This window comes from Bacillus sp. AR2-1 (assembly GCF_008368755.1).
In the GTDB taxonomy this organism is placed as follows: Bacteria; Bacillota; Bacilli; order Bacillales; family Bacillaceae_G; genus Bacillus_A; species Bacillus_A wiedmannii.
Genome location: NZ_QORY01000001.1, coordinates 274,186 through 292,551, shown reverse-complemented (window position 1 = coordinate 292,551; position 18,366 = coordinate 274,186). Strand labels below are relative to the sequence as shown.

Below are 18,366 nucleotides of genomic sequence, written 5' to 3'. Positions count from 1 at the left end.
GCTTTATAAATCATTTGTATGTGCGTGAGTAAACGTACATACAAATGATTTATTTTATTAATAAAGAGAAGCTGCTATATCTATAAAATTTATGATTTTATAAGGCTTTTAAAGGGTACCACCATATGCCTATAAACTTAAGATTTGTAAGCAACCCCAAAATGAAATTTCTACATGAATATCTATAATTTCACCTCTTTTTCATTTGGTTTGAAAATATTGAAAAAAGCCCCACTCATTTTGATTACACTTTTCAAAATGGAGGGCTTTTTTTTACTGTAACAATAAGTTGGGGTACAGAAGCATACCCATCAACCATTTATTATAAAGTAACCTCTGAACGTATTATATTATTGTTTTTTTCTTGACAGACATAAAAATGATTTATTTGTCTTATTGATAATTCATAAACGTTGTTATAAAATGTTTATGTATATATAAACTTATTTTATTTTTGTTTGGTTTTATTTGGTGTGCAGGGAATGTTGATGACAATAAAATAATGGGTATATCACCTGCAAAAAGAGTGGAACTAATACGGGAAGGATGCGTTTGTTAAAAAATTAAAAAAGTAAGCATTGTTAGCTCTTGAAGAAAAATGACTAAAAAAGTTACAAGCATTTGGAGAACAGGTTTATATAAAAAAGTCCTAAAGGGGGACGGAATTATGGAACAAAGAAAGTATTTGGTAACACCTCAAGATCGAATGAATTATTTATTAGGTCTTTATTCTGCAGACCAACAAATTAATGTAGTTCTTTATTTTCCTGTAGGTATATCAAAGGAAATACTTGAAGAATCAGTAAGGATAACGTTACAATTGCAGCCAGTTTTGAACAGCCGGTTTGTAGAAAATGATATTCCTTACTGGGAGGAACATTCATCTGGCACTAACTCATCCATTTGCCTTTTTGCAGAAGGAAATAATCAAGAACTTGAAATAATGGCGATAGATTTTATTAAGGAACCTGGTGATCGTATTCAGGGGCTTATGGTTCAAACGAAATTATTACGGGGCACTACAACAGATATGTTAGTTGTGAAATTATCTCATCTATGTTCAGATGGTGCAGGAGTCAAGGAATATATTAAATTACTTGGAACAATATATACTCACCTTTCATTGGGGCGATCTAAGAATCAAATTATAAAGGAATTTGGTGAGGGAAATGAGGGGTGTCGAGATCAATCACATGTATTCAAATATGCTGGAGTATCGGACATAAAAAGTGCGTATCGTCCTAACAAAGAACAACAGGCATCGTTATGGTCTTTTCCATCTCAACCTAACAAAAATAAATTCCCCCAGATGTCCGTAAGGCGGTTGAGCCATGAGCAAACTTTACGTCTAACCCAATGGACAAAAGTACAACAGGCTACCTTGAATGATGTAATTATGACTGCATACTTCCGGGCTTTATCACATTTCACTGTGTATGCAGAACCTCGCACCGCAGAAAAAATGATTGGTTTGACAATTGATTTACGTAGATATCTGCCTAATTATACAACTGGTGCTATTTGCAACTTATCTGGTATGGAAATGCCAGTGATTAAAATGGAAGACGATGAAACATTTAATCAGACTCTTGTTCGAGTTAAACAATCAATGGATAAAATAAAGTCTCAAAATCCAGGTCTTTCTTCAGCAGCAGGAATGGAGCTACTGGCAGAAATGAAGCTATCTACAGTGAAGGAAATGTATAATCAGCAATTCGAACGGGCTGTACAGATGGGGATGGCGTTGCCATTACTGACAAATTTGGGAGTGATCGCTGATGAACCGATTCAGTTTGGTGAAAATCAAGCTGAGGACGGGTATATGACATCACCTATTATGTATGCACCATTCTTTTCAATGGGAGCAAGCTCTTATAATGGAAGACTTACATTTACGATTGGTTATCACGCGCCGGATACATCAAAAGAAAAGGTAGAAGAATTTTTAGATAGTGTTGTGAATCAACTATCATAAATAAAAGCGAATACAGCGTAAAAATTTCTAATGTGGATGGTATTTTAGTGGCTCGTCGCATGTACGGCTAATCTTTGATCGCACCTATTTTTATGTTTTATATTTATAGAAAATCGTAGTGAGAAACAAAATGTATCGGTATAAAAGCACTAAAAAAGAGCTGATTTAAATTACACTTTGAATCAGCTCTTTTTATTATTTTTTTGAAATGTTTTATACATATTACTCATAATAGGAGTAATATGTATGCTCATCAACCCAAGATTTTAATATATCCTCAAAACCAAAATTTTATATCTCTACAGTTGCGAAATGAGAGGGAATTGCCAAACGGTTATGTAAGAGATACGGTTGTATCCCGTTAGGGTAAAGCGGATTTTTAATTTTTTTGAAAATCGAGTTGACATTCTTTCTACTCAGTCATACAATGTAGTTGTAATAAGTAATACTGAATAGTGTGGTTTTACTCAAAAACTATTCAGTAAAAATTCGCCTTAGTACTCTGTGATACTGAATATAAGTCAGACAGAATAGGGGGTAAAGGAGGATCATAACATGGAAAATTTAACTGAAATGCTGAAAGGTTCACTGGAAGGGTGTGTGCTGGAAATCATTAGTCGCCGTGAAACGTATGGCTATGAGATTACCCGCCACCTGAATGATCTTGGGTTTACTGAAGTTGTGGAAGGGACAGTTTATACTATCCTCGTACGATTAGAAAAGAAAAAGCTTGTGAATATTGAAAAGAAACCATCAGATATGGGACCGCCTCGTAAGTTTTATTCATTAAATGAGGATGGCCGTCAGGAGCTTGAATTGTTTTGGGAAAAATGGGATTTTGTATCTTCAAAAATTAACGTCTTGAAGTCAAACTAACCTCATAATATAAAACGTTCCGGCTCATATTTGGTGAGTTTCTTGTTCTGCTTTATAAAAAAGGAGGAAAATAAGATGTTGGAAATGTTTAAAAAATTAATAGGTGATAAAAAAGAGTACAAAATGATGATGGCACGTGTTGGAGCACTGCCAGAGGACTATCAGTTTGTGTTTAAGAAAATTCAAAACTACATGTGGAATTTCTCAGCGGGTAATGGAATGGATATGCTGCACATACAGTATGAATTAATCGATTTGTTTGAAGCAGGTGCAGCGGAAGGCAGACAAGTGCTTGATATTACTGGGGAGGACGTGGCATCCTTTGCTGACGAACTAGTGGCAAACGCTAAAACGTATGTCTCCAAGTATCGTGAAGATTTGAATGAAAGTATTATGAAGAAATTGAGAAAAAAATAAATGCAATTAGTAATACCGACTGATTAGCTGGTTACAAATGTGAATTGCCGCCATCGCTATTCAGTTATATTTTTAAACCAGTACTAAGTAATACAGATTATCAGTGGTACTAAATAGAGGGTGTATGTAATCTAATTTTATAAGGGGGAAAAAGTATGAGCAATGCAGCGATTTCTATAAAAGGGTTAAAAAAATCTTTTAAAGATAAAGAAGTCTTAAAGGGAGTGGATTTTGAGGTGCAGCGTGGTGAAATTTTTGCGCTGCTAGGCTCAAATGGAGCTGGAAAGACGACAACGGTCAATATTCTTTCGACGTTAATGAAACAAGATGATGGTGAAGTGAGTATTTGCGGTTTTGACGTCCAGCGACAACCAGATCATGTTCGTCAAAGCATCAGTTTGACAGGACAGTTCGCAGCTTTAGACGGCATGCTTACTGGAAGGGAAAACTTGATAATGATCGCTAAGTTACGTGGTCTTTCCAATCCGGCACAAGTTGCTGATAATCTACTTGTAAGATTTAGCCTGACTGATGCGGCCAACCAGAGGGTAGACCAGTATTCAGGCGGGATGAAACGCCGACTTGATATCGCGATGAGTTTGATTGGGGCGCCAGCCGTTATTTTTCTAGACGAACCAACGACTGGACTTGATCCGGAAGCACGGATCGAAGTGTGGGATACAGTCAAGGAACTTGCCGGCAGCGGCACAACGATCTTACTTACGACTCAGTACTTGGAGGAAGCAGAACAACTGGCGGACCGTATCGCTATTTTGCATGGCGGAAAAATTATTACGACAGGTACTCTTACTGAACTGAAAGAGATGTTCCCGCCAGCAAAAGTAGAGTATATCGAGAAGCAGCCGACGTTGGAAGAAATTTTCCTTGCGATTATCGGTAAAAAGGAGGAGATGTAAATGAAAAGCAAAACAGGGGTATTACTAGGGCGCTTAATGCGCAATATTATGCGTAGTCCAGATACAATTATTACTGTAGCAATTACACCGATTATGATGATGCTATTATTTGTTTACGTATTTGGCGGGGCTATAAAGACAGGAACGGATAACTACGTTAATTATTTATTGCCGGGAATTTTGTTAATGGCTATCGCATCCGGTGTAGCTTATACTTCTGTACGATTATTTACGGATGTAAAGAGTGGGCTGATGGCACGTTTCATTACGATGCCTATTAAGCGCTCATCAATATTGTGGGCTCACGTTTTAACTTCTCTTGTTGCTAATGTACTTACTATCGTGGTGGTTATTCTTGTTGCGCTCTTAATGGGTTTTCGTTCTAGTGCAAATATGCTAGATTGGCTTGCGGTAGCGGGAATACTGGGGATGTTTACGTTAGCGCTCACATGGCTAGCTATCATTCCAGGGCTGAAAGCGAAGTCTATGGAAGGGGCGACAGCTTACTCGTACCCGCTAATTTTTCTTCCATTTATTAGTTCGGCCTTCGTACCTACTGAAACAATGCCTAAAATTGTTCGTGCGTTCGCTGAGAATCAGCCTGTAACTTCAATCGTGAATGCGATTCGCGCCCTATTATATGAAGGGACTGTTGGCAACGATATTTGGACTGCACTCGCTTGGTGCGTGGGTATCATGATCATCTCTTACTTTTTCGCTAGCAAAGCATTTAAACGTCAGTTAGGATAAGTGAATTAAGTCATCCGAAATTATATATATTTGAAAAAGCACGGGAGGTTTTCCGTGCTTTAATAATACATTCATACTTCGCTTAATTGTATTAGTTTTAAAGTAAATAGGAGAATAATGAATCGAATACACGTGCCTTGAAATATGGTATGTAATCCTTAACTAAAATAACTTACAAATAAACAGAATATTCTATGTAAATATAGAGGTTATAGTTGTGGTATGTTATATTTATACTTATAAGGTATATAATGTATAACCTGATTGTTTAGGGGATGGAAAAGGGAGAGGTTCAAATGAGATGGTATTTATATGCTCTCAAAAACTATGCGAAATTTAGTGGGAGAGCAACGAGAAAAGAGTACTGGATTTTTACTTTAGTTAATAAGGCTACGTTTTGGTCATTAATATATTTTGCCTCATATTCTCCGTCGGTCTTCTATTTAAGAGCCAATATTACTTTGCTATATATAGCAATTTTTATCGTTCCTACTCTGGCAGTGGAAGCTCGTCGATTACATGATAGTGGAAAAACAGGATGGTGGCAGCTATTAAATTTGGTGCCATTTGGAGGAGCGGTTCTACTTGTGTTTTGTATCATTGAAAGTGATGAAGGCGAGAATAAGTATGGACCAAATCCACATTCAAATCTTAAACAAGCAATTTAATGTATGTGTAGTAAACTCTAATATAAAAAGGTGTGAACTAAAAGCTAGTTCATACCTTTTTTGTTGTATTATTCCTAGAAGCTTCGTTCAGCATTGATAGCAAATACATGGTTTTCCCTAGGAATTTAAAAATATGGACAACTGGTAACGAATAAACCTCAATATTTTGAGGTTTAACCGATCACTGCTTATGGAGAATATAAACATAACCGCTCTTGTAAATCGTTTAATATTTCTTCAGGCATTTCCTTGATTGTAATATCTTTCCCTAGGAAAAGTAGCCAATTTGTTATATCTGTCACTTCATCGGAATTGTTAACATCGATAAATGTTTTTAAAATGGCTGTGGATTGGTAAGGATTTGTATAAGAAATTGAAATTTTTAAAGGATGGTATTTTTTGTACTGGGCAATCGCTTTTGGACCAAGTTCAAGTACAAGGTTAATTTCTTCGTCCTTCTTATTGAGTTTTTCTAAAATCTGTTTCTTATTTAACCTCTTTTTCGTCGTGTACGGCTCGATATTGACGAGGTCATCGACAGGAAACAGCAGTTTCTTTTCTTCTTTTAAGTCAAACCCTTCAATGATCCAACGGCTTTTTTCTTGATAAAGGTGTAATAGATAAATTGGGTAAGGCTTGATTTTCTCTTCTTCTTTGACGGTAATCAATAAAGGTCTATCCAAAAGAAGAATTTGGATGAGTTTTTCTAACATCGGATGGGGGAGGTCAGAAAGCTCAAGTAGATCGGGATTATGAGGGTTAGTCCCTTCAAAAAGAAAAAGTTGATTTAAAAGAACAAGGTCATCTTGCTGGGTTTCTGAGATGAGTCCTAATAGTTTTTCGGCTAAAGACTGGCGACTCTTTAGATAGGGAAGTTGTTGATTTCTTGTAGCCATAAAGGCAATAAAAAGAGCTTTGACTTCATTATCAGTAAAGCGAACAACGGGCAGGATAGAATTATGCATGACAAAATATCCACCACTTCTCCCAACTTCAGCGACAAGTGGCATTCCCATAGCTTCAATTTCTCTAATGTCTCTAATAGCTGTCGATCGTGATATGTTAAATTCTCGTATGATTTCAGTAATCGTAAAGTGAGAGCGGTTGTTGATATACCGCATAATTGTATTAATCCGTTCAACTTTTTTCATTGGAGTCTCCTAAACAGTATCATTTTTTGACATGTTTTAAAGATATTATAAACTCATTAGATGAAAAGATAAATCATTTGATTCATTTTAAAAAAAAGGAAGGTTTTGAATATGAAAAATTATACGATTGAAGAAAAAGATAGCTTTATTGTGTTAGGAATTGGAACTGAAATTAAGAGCGAATATACAAACTTTGTTGGAATAAATAAAGAAAAAGAAGACTTTTGGTCAGCTGTTAAAGAAGATGGAAGGTTGGACACTCTAAAAGCTCTAGCTACAAACGAATACATTTTTTCTGTGAGCGAAGCGGTGAATAACAAGATGATGTATTATGCTGGTGTCATGACAGAAGCACAAATAGAAGAAGAATCTAGAGTGATTCAGTTTCCGAAGGGAGAATACTTAGTAGTAAAAGGGGAAGACAAAACGGCTGAAGAGCTAAGTAATAAGCTGACTGGCATCGCCTTCGGTCAAGCTTTACCAGATGCAAAAGATTTTGCTTATGTTGGTGGGCCGAATACAACGGTTGAGATGGGACAGAGAGACGGCTTAGTATTTGGCGAAATGTGGATTCCAGTTGTAAGGAAGTAAAGTGATAAAAGGTACGAAGATGGAAAGTAAAGGCTAACAATCTTGAATTGTTAGCCTTTTTGACATGAATATAATATTCATATGCTACTACACATTATGTTCTGGTAAAATGGAATAAAAGGAAATTATTGTAAGGTGGTGGCAAGGTGAATAAAAAAAGGATATTTGAGCTTTTCATAGTAGCGTTTGTTTTTCTATTCCTTCATGTAAGCACATATACCAATGAAAAATTTAACGATAAATTTGGTTCCTTTACTTTTATCGTTCTACTTCTTATGGTTTATATTTACGCTTTATTTATAGAGCGGTATTTTGAGGATATACAAAAGTGGGTTCGAAATATCACAATTTGTTTTGCTTTGTTAGTAGTTGCTGTAGTATCACTATGGATAGGGTACTTTTAAACCTTAACTTAATTGATCTTTTCTTTCCTCAGTCATGATAAGATTTACAATAGGAAGTTTTATGTAACATGAAGGGGGAAGGGGTATGGTCAGCTTTAGTACTTTGTTAGCATTTGCAATTGTTTCACTTAGCATGGTTTGTTCACCTGGGCCTAATATGATTTATCTTATCTCTCGTTCCATTACGCAAGGACGTATGGCGGGATTTATTTCTCTCTTGGGCATTATACTCGGAATTGAAGATTTTTTAATGATACGGTAGGAATACCGTTTTTTTTTATTTTAAGGGAATTTTGACTTGTTATCTTGATAGTCATGTGGCAAAAGCCCTATTACGTCTAAACTAAAATATGGTCATATTGTTTTCGGTACTTTTTTTATAATATAACCATATTATAAAAAGGAGGGGGAGATGAATGCCTAAAATAGTTGATCAAATACAAAGGAAGAATGAGATAGCCACCGCTACTTGGCGTGTAATATTAGAAAAAGGTATCGATAAAGCTTCCATACAGCAAATCGCTGATGAAGCAAACATGTCGGTTGGCCTTGTTCAGCATCATTTTTCGTCTAAAAATGCATTGATTTACTATGCAATGAATTTAGTATTGAATCGAATGGAAGGACGGGCGAAAACTCGTACAAGTGATTTTAAGGGAACGAAAGAAGAAGCGCTTAGAAGATTAATGAAATTTATTATTCCTATTAATAAGGAAGAAATGTTGGAAGGGAAGGTTTGGATTACATTCTTAGGAATCTCTTTTAGTTCCCCAGAGCTTATTGAACTTCGGAAGAAAATGGATGACCATACGAGGTACCTAATGGGAATGATCCTAGATTTAATGGAGGAGTTAGGATACGTTACATCAGGATACAATAGAGAGTGTGAATTGGAGATACTGTACGGATTTATCGATGGGCTAGTAATTCATGTCCTTCAAACACCAGAATCATATCCAAAAGAAAAAGTGAATCAACTTATTGAGTATTATTTAGTAGAAAAAAAGAGGGATTGATCGCATGAATAAAGTTTTCATTATTATTCTTGTAGTTGTTATCGTATTGATCATTAGGCAGCTTATCCCTAAGAAAGTAGATAGTTTTGATCTTCTTGGTATACCCATCATGGCTATAATTAGAACTTATATCGGTCTTCCAAATAAATTGGACTTTATTATTACAATTGAATTAATTAGCTTGCTTATATTAGGAGCAATAGTTGGTTATTGGCAAGCTAAGAGGGTGAAAGTTTTTCATCATAACAATCAATTATGTAGTGTTGGGGGCTATTCGTATATTATCGGATGGATTATTATGCTTTTGGGAAGGCTTGTTATTTTATTGTTGTTCAACCTTACTTCTCTCATATCAGCATTTCATGCGGGACAGGAACAGTTTACGAGTGAAGTAATTAAAGTTCTTTCGCATACTGGAGATTGGTTAATATGGTCTACTATTCTTGCATCTTCCATCATGTATACTGTTACCTTATATAAGAATCACCCGGATATCAAAAAAATTATACATGCTCGTTTTAAAGAGATAAAACAGCGGATAAAATATTAATTTAACTAATACGAATTGTAAAAGCATGTATTTGTTATAGAGCTGCCGACTATACCTATCAACTTAATAAATAAATATTTTATAAAAAATATTTTTTGACCCCCATAAAATTATATATTCCTCCGAATATGTATATTGAAGAAAATAAATAGAAGAAAAATGGTCATGAAAGAACATTGAAGTGTTAATAAAATTACTAGATTAAGTGTGGAATCCGAAATCAAAGGATGAAATTACCAATGGTAAAGAGAAGAGTTATTCAAGGATTGCAGATAAAATAGAAAAAGAGCAAGCAAAACAAGCGGAAGAAAACAAGAAAGTACATTAAAATACAAACTTAACTTTAGTGACGAGATAAAAGGAAAATCGTTAAGAAAACAGTGGGAAAAAGTTAGTCTCAAAAAATATAAGTAACAGCAAGAGGACAAACCAAAAGAAAAAAACTTACAAAATATGGTTAAGTGGTCACTTGTTTAGTGGCCTTTTTGCTATTTGAAGGAGGCTGGAAGATTACTAGTGTTGAGTTTAGTAATGAAGATCCTAAGAAAACCGAAAATAGAAGATATCGTATATAACATACAAAACAACGGAGGAGATAGGGAAGCATTTATCGTACAGTATCAGCCTTTTATTAGAAAATCCATATCGTCTGTCTGTCGCCGATATATTACAGAACAGGATGATGAATATAGTATTGGACTGTTTGCGTTTAACGAAGCAATTGAACAGTATTCATATAAAAAAGGGAAATCTTTTCTAGCGTTTGCTGATCTTCTTATAAAAAGAGATGTAATTGACTATATACGCAAGGAGTCTAAGCATAACTTTGTCTTTTTAAAAGAAGATGAGCAAGAGAAAATGTTAGAAATGCAAGTATCGCTTACGGAGTATATGAAAGAGATCGAAAATAGTAACCGTAAGGAGGAAATTCTTCATTTTCAAAGTGTGTTAGCTGAGTTTAAAATCACATTTTCAGAGCTTGCTAAAGAATCTCCTAAGCATCGTGATACGCGTGAACATCTAATAGAAATTGTGAAGATTATTATAAAAGAAGAGGAAATGATGGAAGAGTTGTTCCGAAAGAAAAAATTACCACTAAAACATATTGAACCACGTGTTAGGGTAAGTCGTAAAACGTTGGAACGACATAGAAAATACATTATTGCAATGTGCATTATTTTTGCAAACAACTATACATATATTCTTGATTACATAAGAGGGGAAAAGCATGATGAATAAAGGAATTGTGATGGATATAAAAAAGCATAACGTAGTTGTTTTAACTCCAAATGGAGAGTTTATTACATTTAAAAGAAAAGCGCACCCATACATGATAGGAGAGGAAATCTCGTTTAACAAACAGGAACAAAGAGCGCCGCGTTTTTCCATACCACCTTTCTTAAAGCCTACAACAGTAATTGTTGCTGGTTTTCTATGCGTATTGCTGTTTTTTTACAATCAACCAGAAGAAAAAGTGTTTGCTTATGTCTCAGTTGATATAAATCCAAGTTTAGAGGCGAGCGTAACGGAGGATCTTCGTGTTATAGATTTGCGGGCTTGTAATGATGACGGAAGGCGTATTTTAAAAGAAATGAAAGGGTGGGAAAATAAGCATCTGCAAGACGTAATACGTACGATTATAAAGCAGAGTCAAGAGGATAAGTACTTAACAAATGATAAGAAAGTTATGCTAACGGCTGTTGCAAAGGATAAATCGTTAGAACCACAGTTGGAAAAGGCTTTGCAGGAATTAAAGAAAGAGTATGAGATAAAACATATTACAGTTGAATATCAAAGCAGTACGATGCAAATACGGGAGGATGCCAAGAAAGCAGGAGTTGGAACGGGCGTTTATATAAAACAAGAGAATGAGAAGAAAAAATCGCTCACTCCATCTCATCAAGAGCAACCAAAGTCGCCATCTGACATATCACCGGACGCAACTCATGTAAATGAAGAAAGATATGAGAAAAAAGAGTATATAGAACAAAAGCACTCTAAGCAAATAAAAGAAAATCATGGGAACCAGCAAGAGAACAATGGTAGAGGATCGCAAGGGAATAGTGGAAATCAGGAAGGGAACAACGGAAGAGGATCCCAAGGAAATAATGGGCGCCAGCAAGAGAACAACGGAAGAGGGTCACAAGGGAATAATGGAAATCAGGAAGGGAAAAATGGCAGAGGGTCCCAAGGAAATAGTGGACATCAACAAGAGAACAACGGAAGAGGGTCCCAAGGAAATAATGGGAATGGTCAAGGAAACAACGGAAGAGAATCGCAAGGAAATAATGGGAATGGTCAAGGAAACAACGGAAGAGAATCGCAAGGAAATAATGGGAATGGTCAAGGAAACAACGGAAGAGGGTCGCAAGGGAATAATGGGAACCAGCAAGAGAACAATGGTAGAGGTTCCCAAGGGAATAATGGGAACCAGCAAGAGAACAATGGTAGAGGTTCCCAAGGGAATAACGGACATCAGCAAGAGAACAATGGCAGAGGGTCTCAGTAAGGAAAGCTCCTACCACATAATATTTAGTGGAAGAAAAATCTATAGAATATTGAATAGAGGGGAGATTCCTTCCATCTGAAGATATTTTTTAACATTTTTTTAAAATGACGGACATAAAATCGTATATCCTTTCGAATTATATATATGGATATCAATAATATTTATATAAAAGGGGAGAAAAAATATGAAAGAAATGTATGAAGAAATCACTGAAGTATTGAAAGTATTGGCACATCCTGTCCGTTTATCATTAGTAAAAATAATGCTTGCAAAAGGCCCAATTAACGTAACGACAATGTATGAAACGTTACAAATGCCTCAAAGTACAATTAGTCAACATTTATCTAAACTAAAAGCTACGAAAGTCGTTACAGGTACTCGGAAAGGGTTAGAAATTTATTATGAGGTAACGGACCATCGCACAAAATCAATATTAGCATGTTTAGTTTAAATACTGATTGTCTAGACATTAAGAAGAGGATGCTAAAGTAATTGTGTGACTACAATTTTTAAGATTTTATACAAAAGTAATATGTATAAGTGTATGTGATTTTCTTACTAACATAAGTTGTATGTAGACTGGTTATTAATTTGTTATACATCTTAGTTAGATTATTTTATTTATGTACACATGAAATATTTTATAAAGAGTACGACTTTACTCCAAAGTTACATTTTTAGTTTTTTATCTATAGATCTAATACTAAAGGGAAAATAACTGAAATATAAATGTAATTGAAAGGAGTGGAGTAACAATGGAGGTAAGCCTTTTTTTAGGATTTTTTTGGGGGTGGATAACGGTTATCATCTCAGGAATACTTTTTGTGCGACCATCTATACTACGTGAACTGAAAAAATTAGTGGTAGAAGACAGAGGATTTGGAATTATGTATGGCTTTCTATCAATTTTCCTAGGATTAGGTACTGTTATTCTACATAATGTTTGGGAACTTAATTGGCAGGGACTCATTACACTTATTGCATGGCTCGCACTATTAAAAGGGATTTATGTAATTGCATATCCTGAACCATCCAAGAAAACCGATTTCGAAGTAAGGGTACTATCTACTCGTATAGTGCTTGCTATCCTTGGTGCTTTATCTTTATGGATGCTTATCATACTTTATATGAAATAGAGACAAATATTTTTGATCATGGGAGTATGTAGGTGGGGAGTTTTGGGTAGTCCTTTGGAACGGGATTTTATAGTTAACTGTAAATGTAGTGTTTCTTCCGTTGTAGATATGTTTTTATAAATAGTGAGATGGGCAAAACGAAGAGAGTCCTAAATAAATAGGATTCTTTTCGTTTTATAAAAGTGAATTTATCTTGTATCACTAATACAATTGATAATCATTTTTCTGGACTATTCGCAGTTATCTACCTTGTTATACTCAATGTCGGCTATGTGACCATCCGGTCGAATCAAAACGGTATCTATATTTTTTAACTTGGAATCTTGTATTTCTCCTATTATCACTTTTATGTGTGAATCAATATTTATTTTATTTATCTTATCTATATAAGAAGGGTGTATTAATAAGATAAATTTACCATCCTGCATTAATTCAAAGAGTTTATAACTTTTCTTATTTAGTAAAGAAATAGTGAGATTTGTACATCTTTTTCCTATCAATGGATGCCTTTCTGTATCGTGCATCGACGAATACATTATCCCTAAGCCGCTTACTCTTTCAGATAAATCGTGATTTATCTCGGGGTATGTAAGTAGGTGCGAAAATAAATCCCTTAATTCCATTCCTGCGTTTGAAAAGTTTATCATTAATTGTTCTTGCGCTTGTACTTCCTTGAAAAATTGTTTTCCCACAGCATGTCTTTCAATATGATAACTTTCTAATAGGCTTTCATATTTTTTTTGTTTTATTACGAGTCCCAATTTCCATCCTATATTAAAAGCATCTTGTAGACCTACATTCAAACCTTGTCCTCCAGCAGGGAAATGAATATGTGCTGCATCCCCTGCTAAGAATACACGCTTATGTTGATAAGTATTTGCTAGTTTGGTTGCATTGCCAAAACGAGAAAGCCATATTGTGCTCTTAATTTGAAGATGTTCACCTGTAATACTATAAATACTATCTATAAACTCTTTTTCTGTAACAGCAACATGAACAGGTATTGTCTGATTCTTAGGATCAACAATTGCAAAACGAAATACATCAGTTGTAATAGGTACCATCATTAATATCCCATTTATATTAGAAGTAGATAGAAATGGAGTATCTGGTATATCTTCTAAAATAACATCACCTAATATAGCAGTAGTTGTTGTGTTTGTTCCATTAAACAGTATATTTGACAACTCACGAACTATACTTCTTGCTCCATCAGCTCCTATTACATATGGAACTTCTATTTTATATATTGTTTCTCTTTGTTCTATTTCTAGTTGTACAAATGTTTCATATTGTTTTAAGTCTTTCACAGTATGCCCGCGTTTAATGACTACACCTAATTCTAATGCACGTTCTTCTAATATTTCTTCTGTAATAGATTGGGGAATAAAAAGTGTATACGGAAAATCAGTATTTAAATTTTTAAAGTTTAATCTTGTATCTAAGGCAGCAAAATGACTTGTATTTAATTTCTTTCCTCTAGCTAAAAATCGATCTGCAATACCTCTCATAGCCATCAATTCTAAGGAGCGGGGGTGTAGTGTGAGTGCTCTAGAATTTCGTACCCGGTCTAATCTTCTCTCTAAAACAACAACTTTTACGCCTTGGATAGCTAATTCACATGCTGCCATAAGTCCAACTGGACCACCACCAACTACCGCTACATCATAATAATTGTCCATATCATGCCCTCCATTTATTTAATTGTTTAAGAGCTAATGTGAAAAATTGTAAATAGATTTATAAATGTTATCTATTGTACATATATAATTATACTTCATTTTGGTTTCCGAGGAAACTAAAATGAAGTTCCTAGGAGAAGTTTACTTAGTAAGTGTGTAGTTAAAGCTATATAGCGTGTCTGCAGCTTCTTCTGCTTGTGATATTTTTGCTAAAAATGCTACTGCTGTATTTCCATGTGAGAGTTGTAAAGGTCTTTCCGTTATTCGTAGTTTTAATGAAGTAGTAGTGGTTTTAACTCGACCTCAAATAATTCGCTTTCAATTTCATTAAGTGCATACATTGATACAGGATGTGGAGAGGTATTAGATAAGACTTGTGATGAAAGGAGTTCTCCTGAGGAGGAGTAAAATGTAACAAACACTTGTGAAAATGGAGGGACCATAATGATTACACGGTCAGTTTTTTGTAACGTATTAACCAACTCCAAAATAATATAGTTTTATAAAAATTAAAAAACAATAGATAAATATAAAGATATTATTATGGGTACTTTTCCGGTAGTGAATTAAGAAAATTAATAAACTCTTTATTTTATTGTAAATAATTTAAGAGCACACAAATATGCGTGCTCTTAGAATAGAAAGGTAGTTTTCTATGAGTAGGGAGTCCCCATATAATAAAATATGCTTGTCCAATTTAAATGTGAGAAGTTTTTTATAAAAATTCTATTTGGTAAGTCTATGTGAAAAATCACCTTGTACAGGAACTCTTTGCAAAGTATTTTGTCTGCAGTCATGATTATTAAAGTTGATGAGAGCTGTTATCCGAATAATAAGACCACATCTCAAATTGTTGACTATATGTCTAACAACTAGGATGCGGTTCAATTAATAAAAAGTGTCCGAATAAAATATAAGGTAAAAAGTATAGGATACTTTTGTTATAAAGAGTATTTATAGATGAATGTTATTGTTTTTTACTTCTGAAAGATTTTGGATTCTAAATTACGAGTTGTTGGAGTACCTCTAATATAAAATTTCAGTAGAAATATTGAACTACTAATATGAATGTAGAAGATTTAATAAAGACGGTAATGTTCTTTTAGTCATGTAATCTTTTCATTTGATGATCTTTTCCCCATTCACATAGTTCATCCATAATTTGCATTAAAGATTTCCCGTATTCGCTTATTGTGTATTCAACCTTTGGTGGTACTTCTTGATATACAGTACGATGGATAATCCCGTCAGCTTCAAGTTGCCGAAGTTGTTGTGTCAGAACTTTTTGCGTAATGTTTGGGATGTCTCGCCGGATTTCATTTGTTCGCATTTTTCCATCCATCAAAACACATAAAATATGAACTTTCCATTTTCCGCCGATTACATCGAGCGTCGTTGCAATTGGGCAGTCTTCATTTTGATTCATATAACACCTCCACAGGTACTTTAAGGTTCCTATAGCACTTTAAAGTACGTACTTTTCAATTATATGTGACTCACTCATACTAATACGTAAAGGATTGAATAATTTAAAAAGGGGATGGAAGATGATGAGAACACTTGTAATTGTAGCACACCCTGATATTGAAAAATCAAAAATTAATAAAAGATGGATCGAAGAACTTGAGAAACATTCGGATGAAATAACGGTGCATGAATTATATAAAGCGGCACCGAATTGGGAGTTTAATATTGAAGAAGAGCAAAAGCTATTAGTAGAACATGACAGATATATATTTCAATTTCCGCTTTATTGGTACAGTTCACCACCATTATTAAAAAAATGGTTTGACGATGTATTAACATATGGATTTGCGTACGGATCAAAAGGAGATAAAGTGAAGGGGAAAGAGTTTGGTGTAGCTATTTCTATAGGTGGATTAGAAAAAGACTATGAAAATAGCGGAATCACGATGGATGAGTTAACGAAACCATTTCAAGCTACGTGCTTATATACAGATATGAAATTTATACCTTCATTTTATTTATATGGTGCCGAATATAAATTAAGTGATGAAGAGATTAATAAAAGTGCACCGGAGTATGTGCGCTATGTGATGAATAAGGAGTATTCTAATATATAAGAGGAAATAGCCATTTACTTGTTAAGTAGATGGCTATTTTTATTGATTTTATATTCACTAAGTGTAATCTTTAGTAAATTAATAGTTAATCTGATAAAATAAAAAACCTAACATATATAAAGGGGAGTTTTACTTGAGAACGATGCAAAAATTATTACAAAAAAGAGCAATGCAATCACCAAATTTGGAAGCGCTTGTAGGGGGAGAGAAAAGGTATTCGTTTCAGCAGTATAATGAACGAGTAAATCAGCTTGCACACTATTTGCTACATAACGGTGTACAAAGAGGAGAGCGTATTGGAATACTATGCAAAAATAATCATCCGTTTCCGAGCGTTATGATGGCAAGTTTAAAAATTGGAGCTGTATGTATTCCGCTAAATCATCAACTTACTGCTTATGAATTAGAAACGATTGTAAATGAAGCAAAATTAAAAGTGTTAGTTATTGATGAAGAATTTCATGAAGCTTTAAAGATTGATGCTGTTAAAGAAATTCCTTATGTAATTAAAACGACTGAAGAAGGATTTGGTTCATTTGAATTAACATTACAAGAACAGCCAATGACAGAACCGAATGTAGAAGTTCATGAAGAGGATGATGCGATTTACTTATTTACTTCAGGAACGACCGGACAGGCGAAAGCATGCGTAATTGGACATAAAAACTTACATCATTATTTTGCTGAGATTGCGGGCCAAAGAGAAATTCCTGCAGGTGAGCGCTTTTTATCCGTACATCCATTATTTCATATGAGTGGAGTGCTTTCTATTTTAAATTGTATTTATCATGGTGTTACGATGATCTTTTTAGCTGATTCGAATCCTGCTCTTATTTGGGATAAGATTGAAGAAGAGAAAATTACTACGATGCTTGCGTTCCCAGCTGTTTATAGCTACATGCTTGAGGAGCTAAATAAAAAAGAACGTAACATTTCAACTTTTAAAGTAGCACAAAGTGGTGGTACAAAAGTGCCAGAAACACTTATTCAAAAATATATGGAAAAAGGAATATATATGGTGCAAGGATATGGGAGTACAGAAGGTTGGGTTGTAACTTCATGGCATCCAATGATGGGAAAAGAAAAGATGTTTTCTGTAGGGAAAACTTTGAAACATGTAGAGTTAAAAATTGTTCATCCAGAAACAGGTGATGAACTAACAACAAATGAAGTTGGCGAGATTCATGTAAGAAGTCCATACATGTTTAAAGGGTATTGGAATAATGAAAAGGCGACAAAAAAGGTAGTAAAAGATAATTGGTTTAACATGGGCGATGCTGGCATGATAGATGATGACGGATTCCTGCATATTATGGGAAGATATAAAGACGTTATTATACGCGGTGGTGACAACGTATATCCAGATCAAGTAGAAGATGTTATTCATGAAATACATGGTGTTTTAGAAGTTGCAGTAGTTGGAGTTCCAGATGACTTTTGGGGAGAGATTCCGACAGCGTATATTGTAAAAGATATGCAAACGTCTTTAACGGAAGAAGAAATTATACGGCATTGTAAAGAGAAACTAGCAAGTTATAAAATACCATACGTTGTATTTATGGACAAATTACCGAAAAATGCTTTAGGGAAAGTGTTGAAGAGGGAATTAAGAGAAGGTGTACTTGTAAAATAAAAAACGA

General features: G+C 34.6%; 19 protein-coding genes and 1 pseudogene. 17 read left to right on the top strand and 3 right to left on the bottom strand.

Annotated features, from left to right (window positions below; translation table 11 throughout):
• Window positions 1-667 precede the first annotated feature (667 nt).
• The 6 genes from DT250_RS01555 to DT250_RS01530 all read left to right on the top strand — a co-directional run bounded on the left by DT250_RS01555 (window position 668) and on the right by DT250_RS01530 (window position 5,603).
• A complete protein-coding gene (locus DT250_RS01555) occupies window positions 668-1,975 on the top strand; it encodes a condensation domain-containing protein (protein ID WP_149212379.1) in 1,308 nt (435 codons plus the stop codon).
• Between the two features lie 555 nt (window positions 1,976-2,530).
• Complete coding sequence (locus DT250_RS01550) at window positions 2,531-2,851, top strand: PadR family transcriptional regulator (RefSeq protein WP_000429485.1); 321 nt, start codon at window positions 2,531-2,533, stop codon at window positions 2,849-2,851.
• A gap of 75 nt (window positions 2,852-2,926) precedes the next feature.
• Window positions 2,927-3,268, top strand: a complete 342-nt coding sequence (locus DT250_RS01545) for a DUF1048 domain-containing protein (protein WP_000891990.1) — start codon at window positions 2,927-2,929, stop codon at window positions 3,266-3,268.
• Between the two features lie 155 nt (window positions 3,269-3,423).
• On the top strand, window positions 3,424-4,185 hold the full coding sequence (locus tag DT250_RS01540) for an ABC transporter ATP-binding protein (RefSeq protein WP_149212378.1): 762 nt from the start codon (window positions 3,424-3,426) through the stop codon (window positions 4,183-4,185).
• On the top strand, window positions 4,186-4,935 hold the full coding sequence (locus DT250_RS01535) for an ABC transporter permease (RefSeq protein WP_000837803.1): 750 nt from the start codon (window positions 4,186-4,188) through the stop codon (window positions 4,933-4,935).
• A 296-nt stretch (window positions 4,936-5,231) separates the two neighbouring features.
• Complete coding sequence (locus DT250_RS01530; protein ID WP_098199718.1) at window positions 5,232-5,603, top strand: DUF805 domain-containing protein; 372 nt, start codon at window positions 5,232-5,234, stop codon at window positions 5,601-5,603.
• 188 nt (window positions 5,604-5,791) lie between these two features.
• Here DT250_RS01530 and DT250_RS01525 read toward each other — a convergent pair whose 3' ends face one another.
• Entirely contained in the window at window positions 5,792-6,754 is a 963-nt protein-coding gene (locus DT250_RS01525; RefSeq protein ID WP_149212377.1) for a helix-turn-helix transcriptional regulator, read from the bottom strand.
• Window positions 6,755-6,865: 111 nt separating this feature from the next.
• Here DT250_RS01525 and DT250_RS01520 point away from each other — a divergent pair, with 111 nt between their 5' ends.
• The 9 genes and pseudogenes from DT250_RS01520 (at window position 6,866) to DT250_RS01480 (ending at window position 12,960) form a co-directional block, all read left to right on the top strand.
• Window positions 6,866-7,345, top strand: coding sequence for a GyrI-like domain-containing protein (locus DT250_RS01520; protein WP_149212376.1), 480 nt, complete (start codon window positions 6,866-6,868; stop codon window positions 7,343-7,345).
• A 146-nt stretch (window positions 7,346-7,491) separates the two neighbouring features.
• Window positions 7,492-7,749 carry a DUF3963 domain-containing protein gene (locus DT250_RS01515; protein WP_149212375.1) on the top strand — a complete coding sequence of 86 codons (258 nt, stop codon included), beginning with the start codon at window positions 7,492-7,494 and terminating at the stop codon, window positions 7,747-7,749.
• 85 nt (window positions 7,750-7,834) lie between these two features.
• Window positions 7,835-8,002: pseudogene (locus tag DT250_RS01510) on the top strand (LysE family translocator); the annotation flags it as partial.
• 163 nt (window positions 8,003-8,165) lie between these two features.
• Complete coding sequence (locus DT250_RS01505; protein ID WP_149212374.1) at window positions 8,166-8,765, top strand: TetR/AcrR family transcriptional regulator; 600 nt, start codon at window positions 8,166-8,168, stop codon at window positions 8,763-8,765.
• A gap of 4 nt (window positions 8,766-8,769) precedes the next feature.
• Window positions 8,770-9,315 (top strand): hypothetical protein, encoded by a 546-nt coding sequence (locus DT250_RS01500; protein WP_088064086.1) that lies wholly within the window; start codon window positions 8,770-8,772, stop codon window positions 9,313-9,315.
• A gap of 516 nt (window positions 9,316-9,831) precedes the next feature.
• Window positions 9,832-10,554, top strand: coding sequence for an RNA polymerase sigma factor SigI (gene sigI / locus DT250_RS01495; protein ID WP_106382892.1), 723 nt, complete (start codon window positions 9,832-9,834; stop codon window positions 10,552-10,554).
• A complete protein-coding gene (locus DT250_RS01490) occupies window positions 10,547-11,824 on the top strand; it encodes an anti-sigma factor domain-containing protein (protein ID WP_304488579.1) in 1,278 nt (425 codons plus the stop codon). The genes sigI and DT250_RS01490 overlap by 8 nt, the downstream gene beginning before the upstream one ends.
• 184 nt (window positions 11,825-12,008) lie before the next feature.
• Window positions 12,009-12,275, top strand: a complete 267-nt coding sequence (locus DT250_RS01485) for an ArsR/SmtB family transcription factor (RefSeq protein ID WP_087984108.1) — start codon at window positions 12,009-12,011, stop codon at window positions 12,273-12,275.
• A 304-nt stretch (window positions 12,276-12,579) separates the two neighbouring features.
• The gene (locus tag DT250_RS01480; protein ID WP_088064083.1) at window positions 12,580-12,960 is read left to right on the top strand and encodes a hypothetical protein; all 381 of its coding nucleotides are present in this window, start codon (window positions 12,580-12,582) and stop codon (window positions 12,958-12,960) included.
• Between the two features lie 230 nt (window positions 12,961-13,190).
• Here DT250_RS01480 and DT250_RS01475 read toward each other — a convergent pair whose 3' ends face one another.
• Window positions 13,191-14,642, bottom strand: coding sequence for an FAD-dependent oxidoreductase (locus DT250_RS01475; protein WP_149212372.1), 1,452 nt, complete (start codon window positions 14,640-14,642; stop codon window positions 13,191-13,193).
• 1,102 nt (window positions 14,643-15,744) lie between these two features.
• Entirely contained in the window at window positions 15,745-16,068 is a 324-nt protein-coding gene (locus DT250_RS01465; protein WP_098708776.1) for a winged helix-turn-helix transcriptional regulator, read from the bottom strand.
• Between the two features lie 124 nt (window positions 16,069-16,192).
• Between DT250_RS01465 and DT250_RS01460 the strand changes: the two genes are divergently transcribed.
• A complete protein-coding gene (locus DT250_RS01460) occupies window positions 16,193-16,726 on the top strand; it encodes an NAD(P)H-dependent oxidoreductase (RefSeq protein ID WP_149212459.1) in 534 nt (177 codons plus the stop codon).
• A gap of 133 nt (window positions 16,727-16,859) precedes the next feature.
• Window positions 16,860-18,359, top strand: coding sequence for a class I adenylate-forming enzyme family protein (locus tag DT250_RS01455; protein ID WP_149212370.1), 1,500 nt, complete (start codon window positions 16,860-16,862; stop codon window positions 18,357-18,359).
• The last annotated feature ends 7 nt before the right edge of the window (window positions 18,360-18,366 follow it).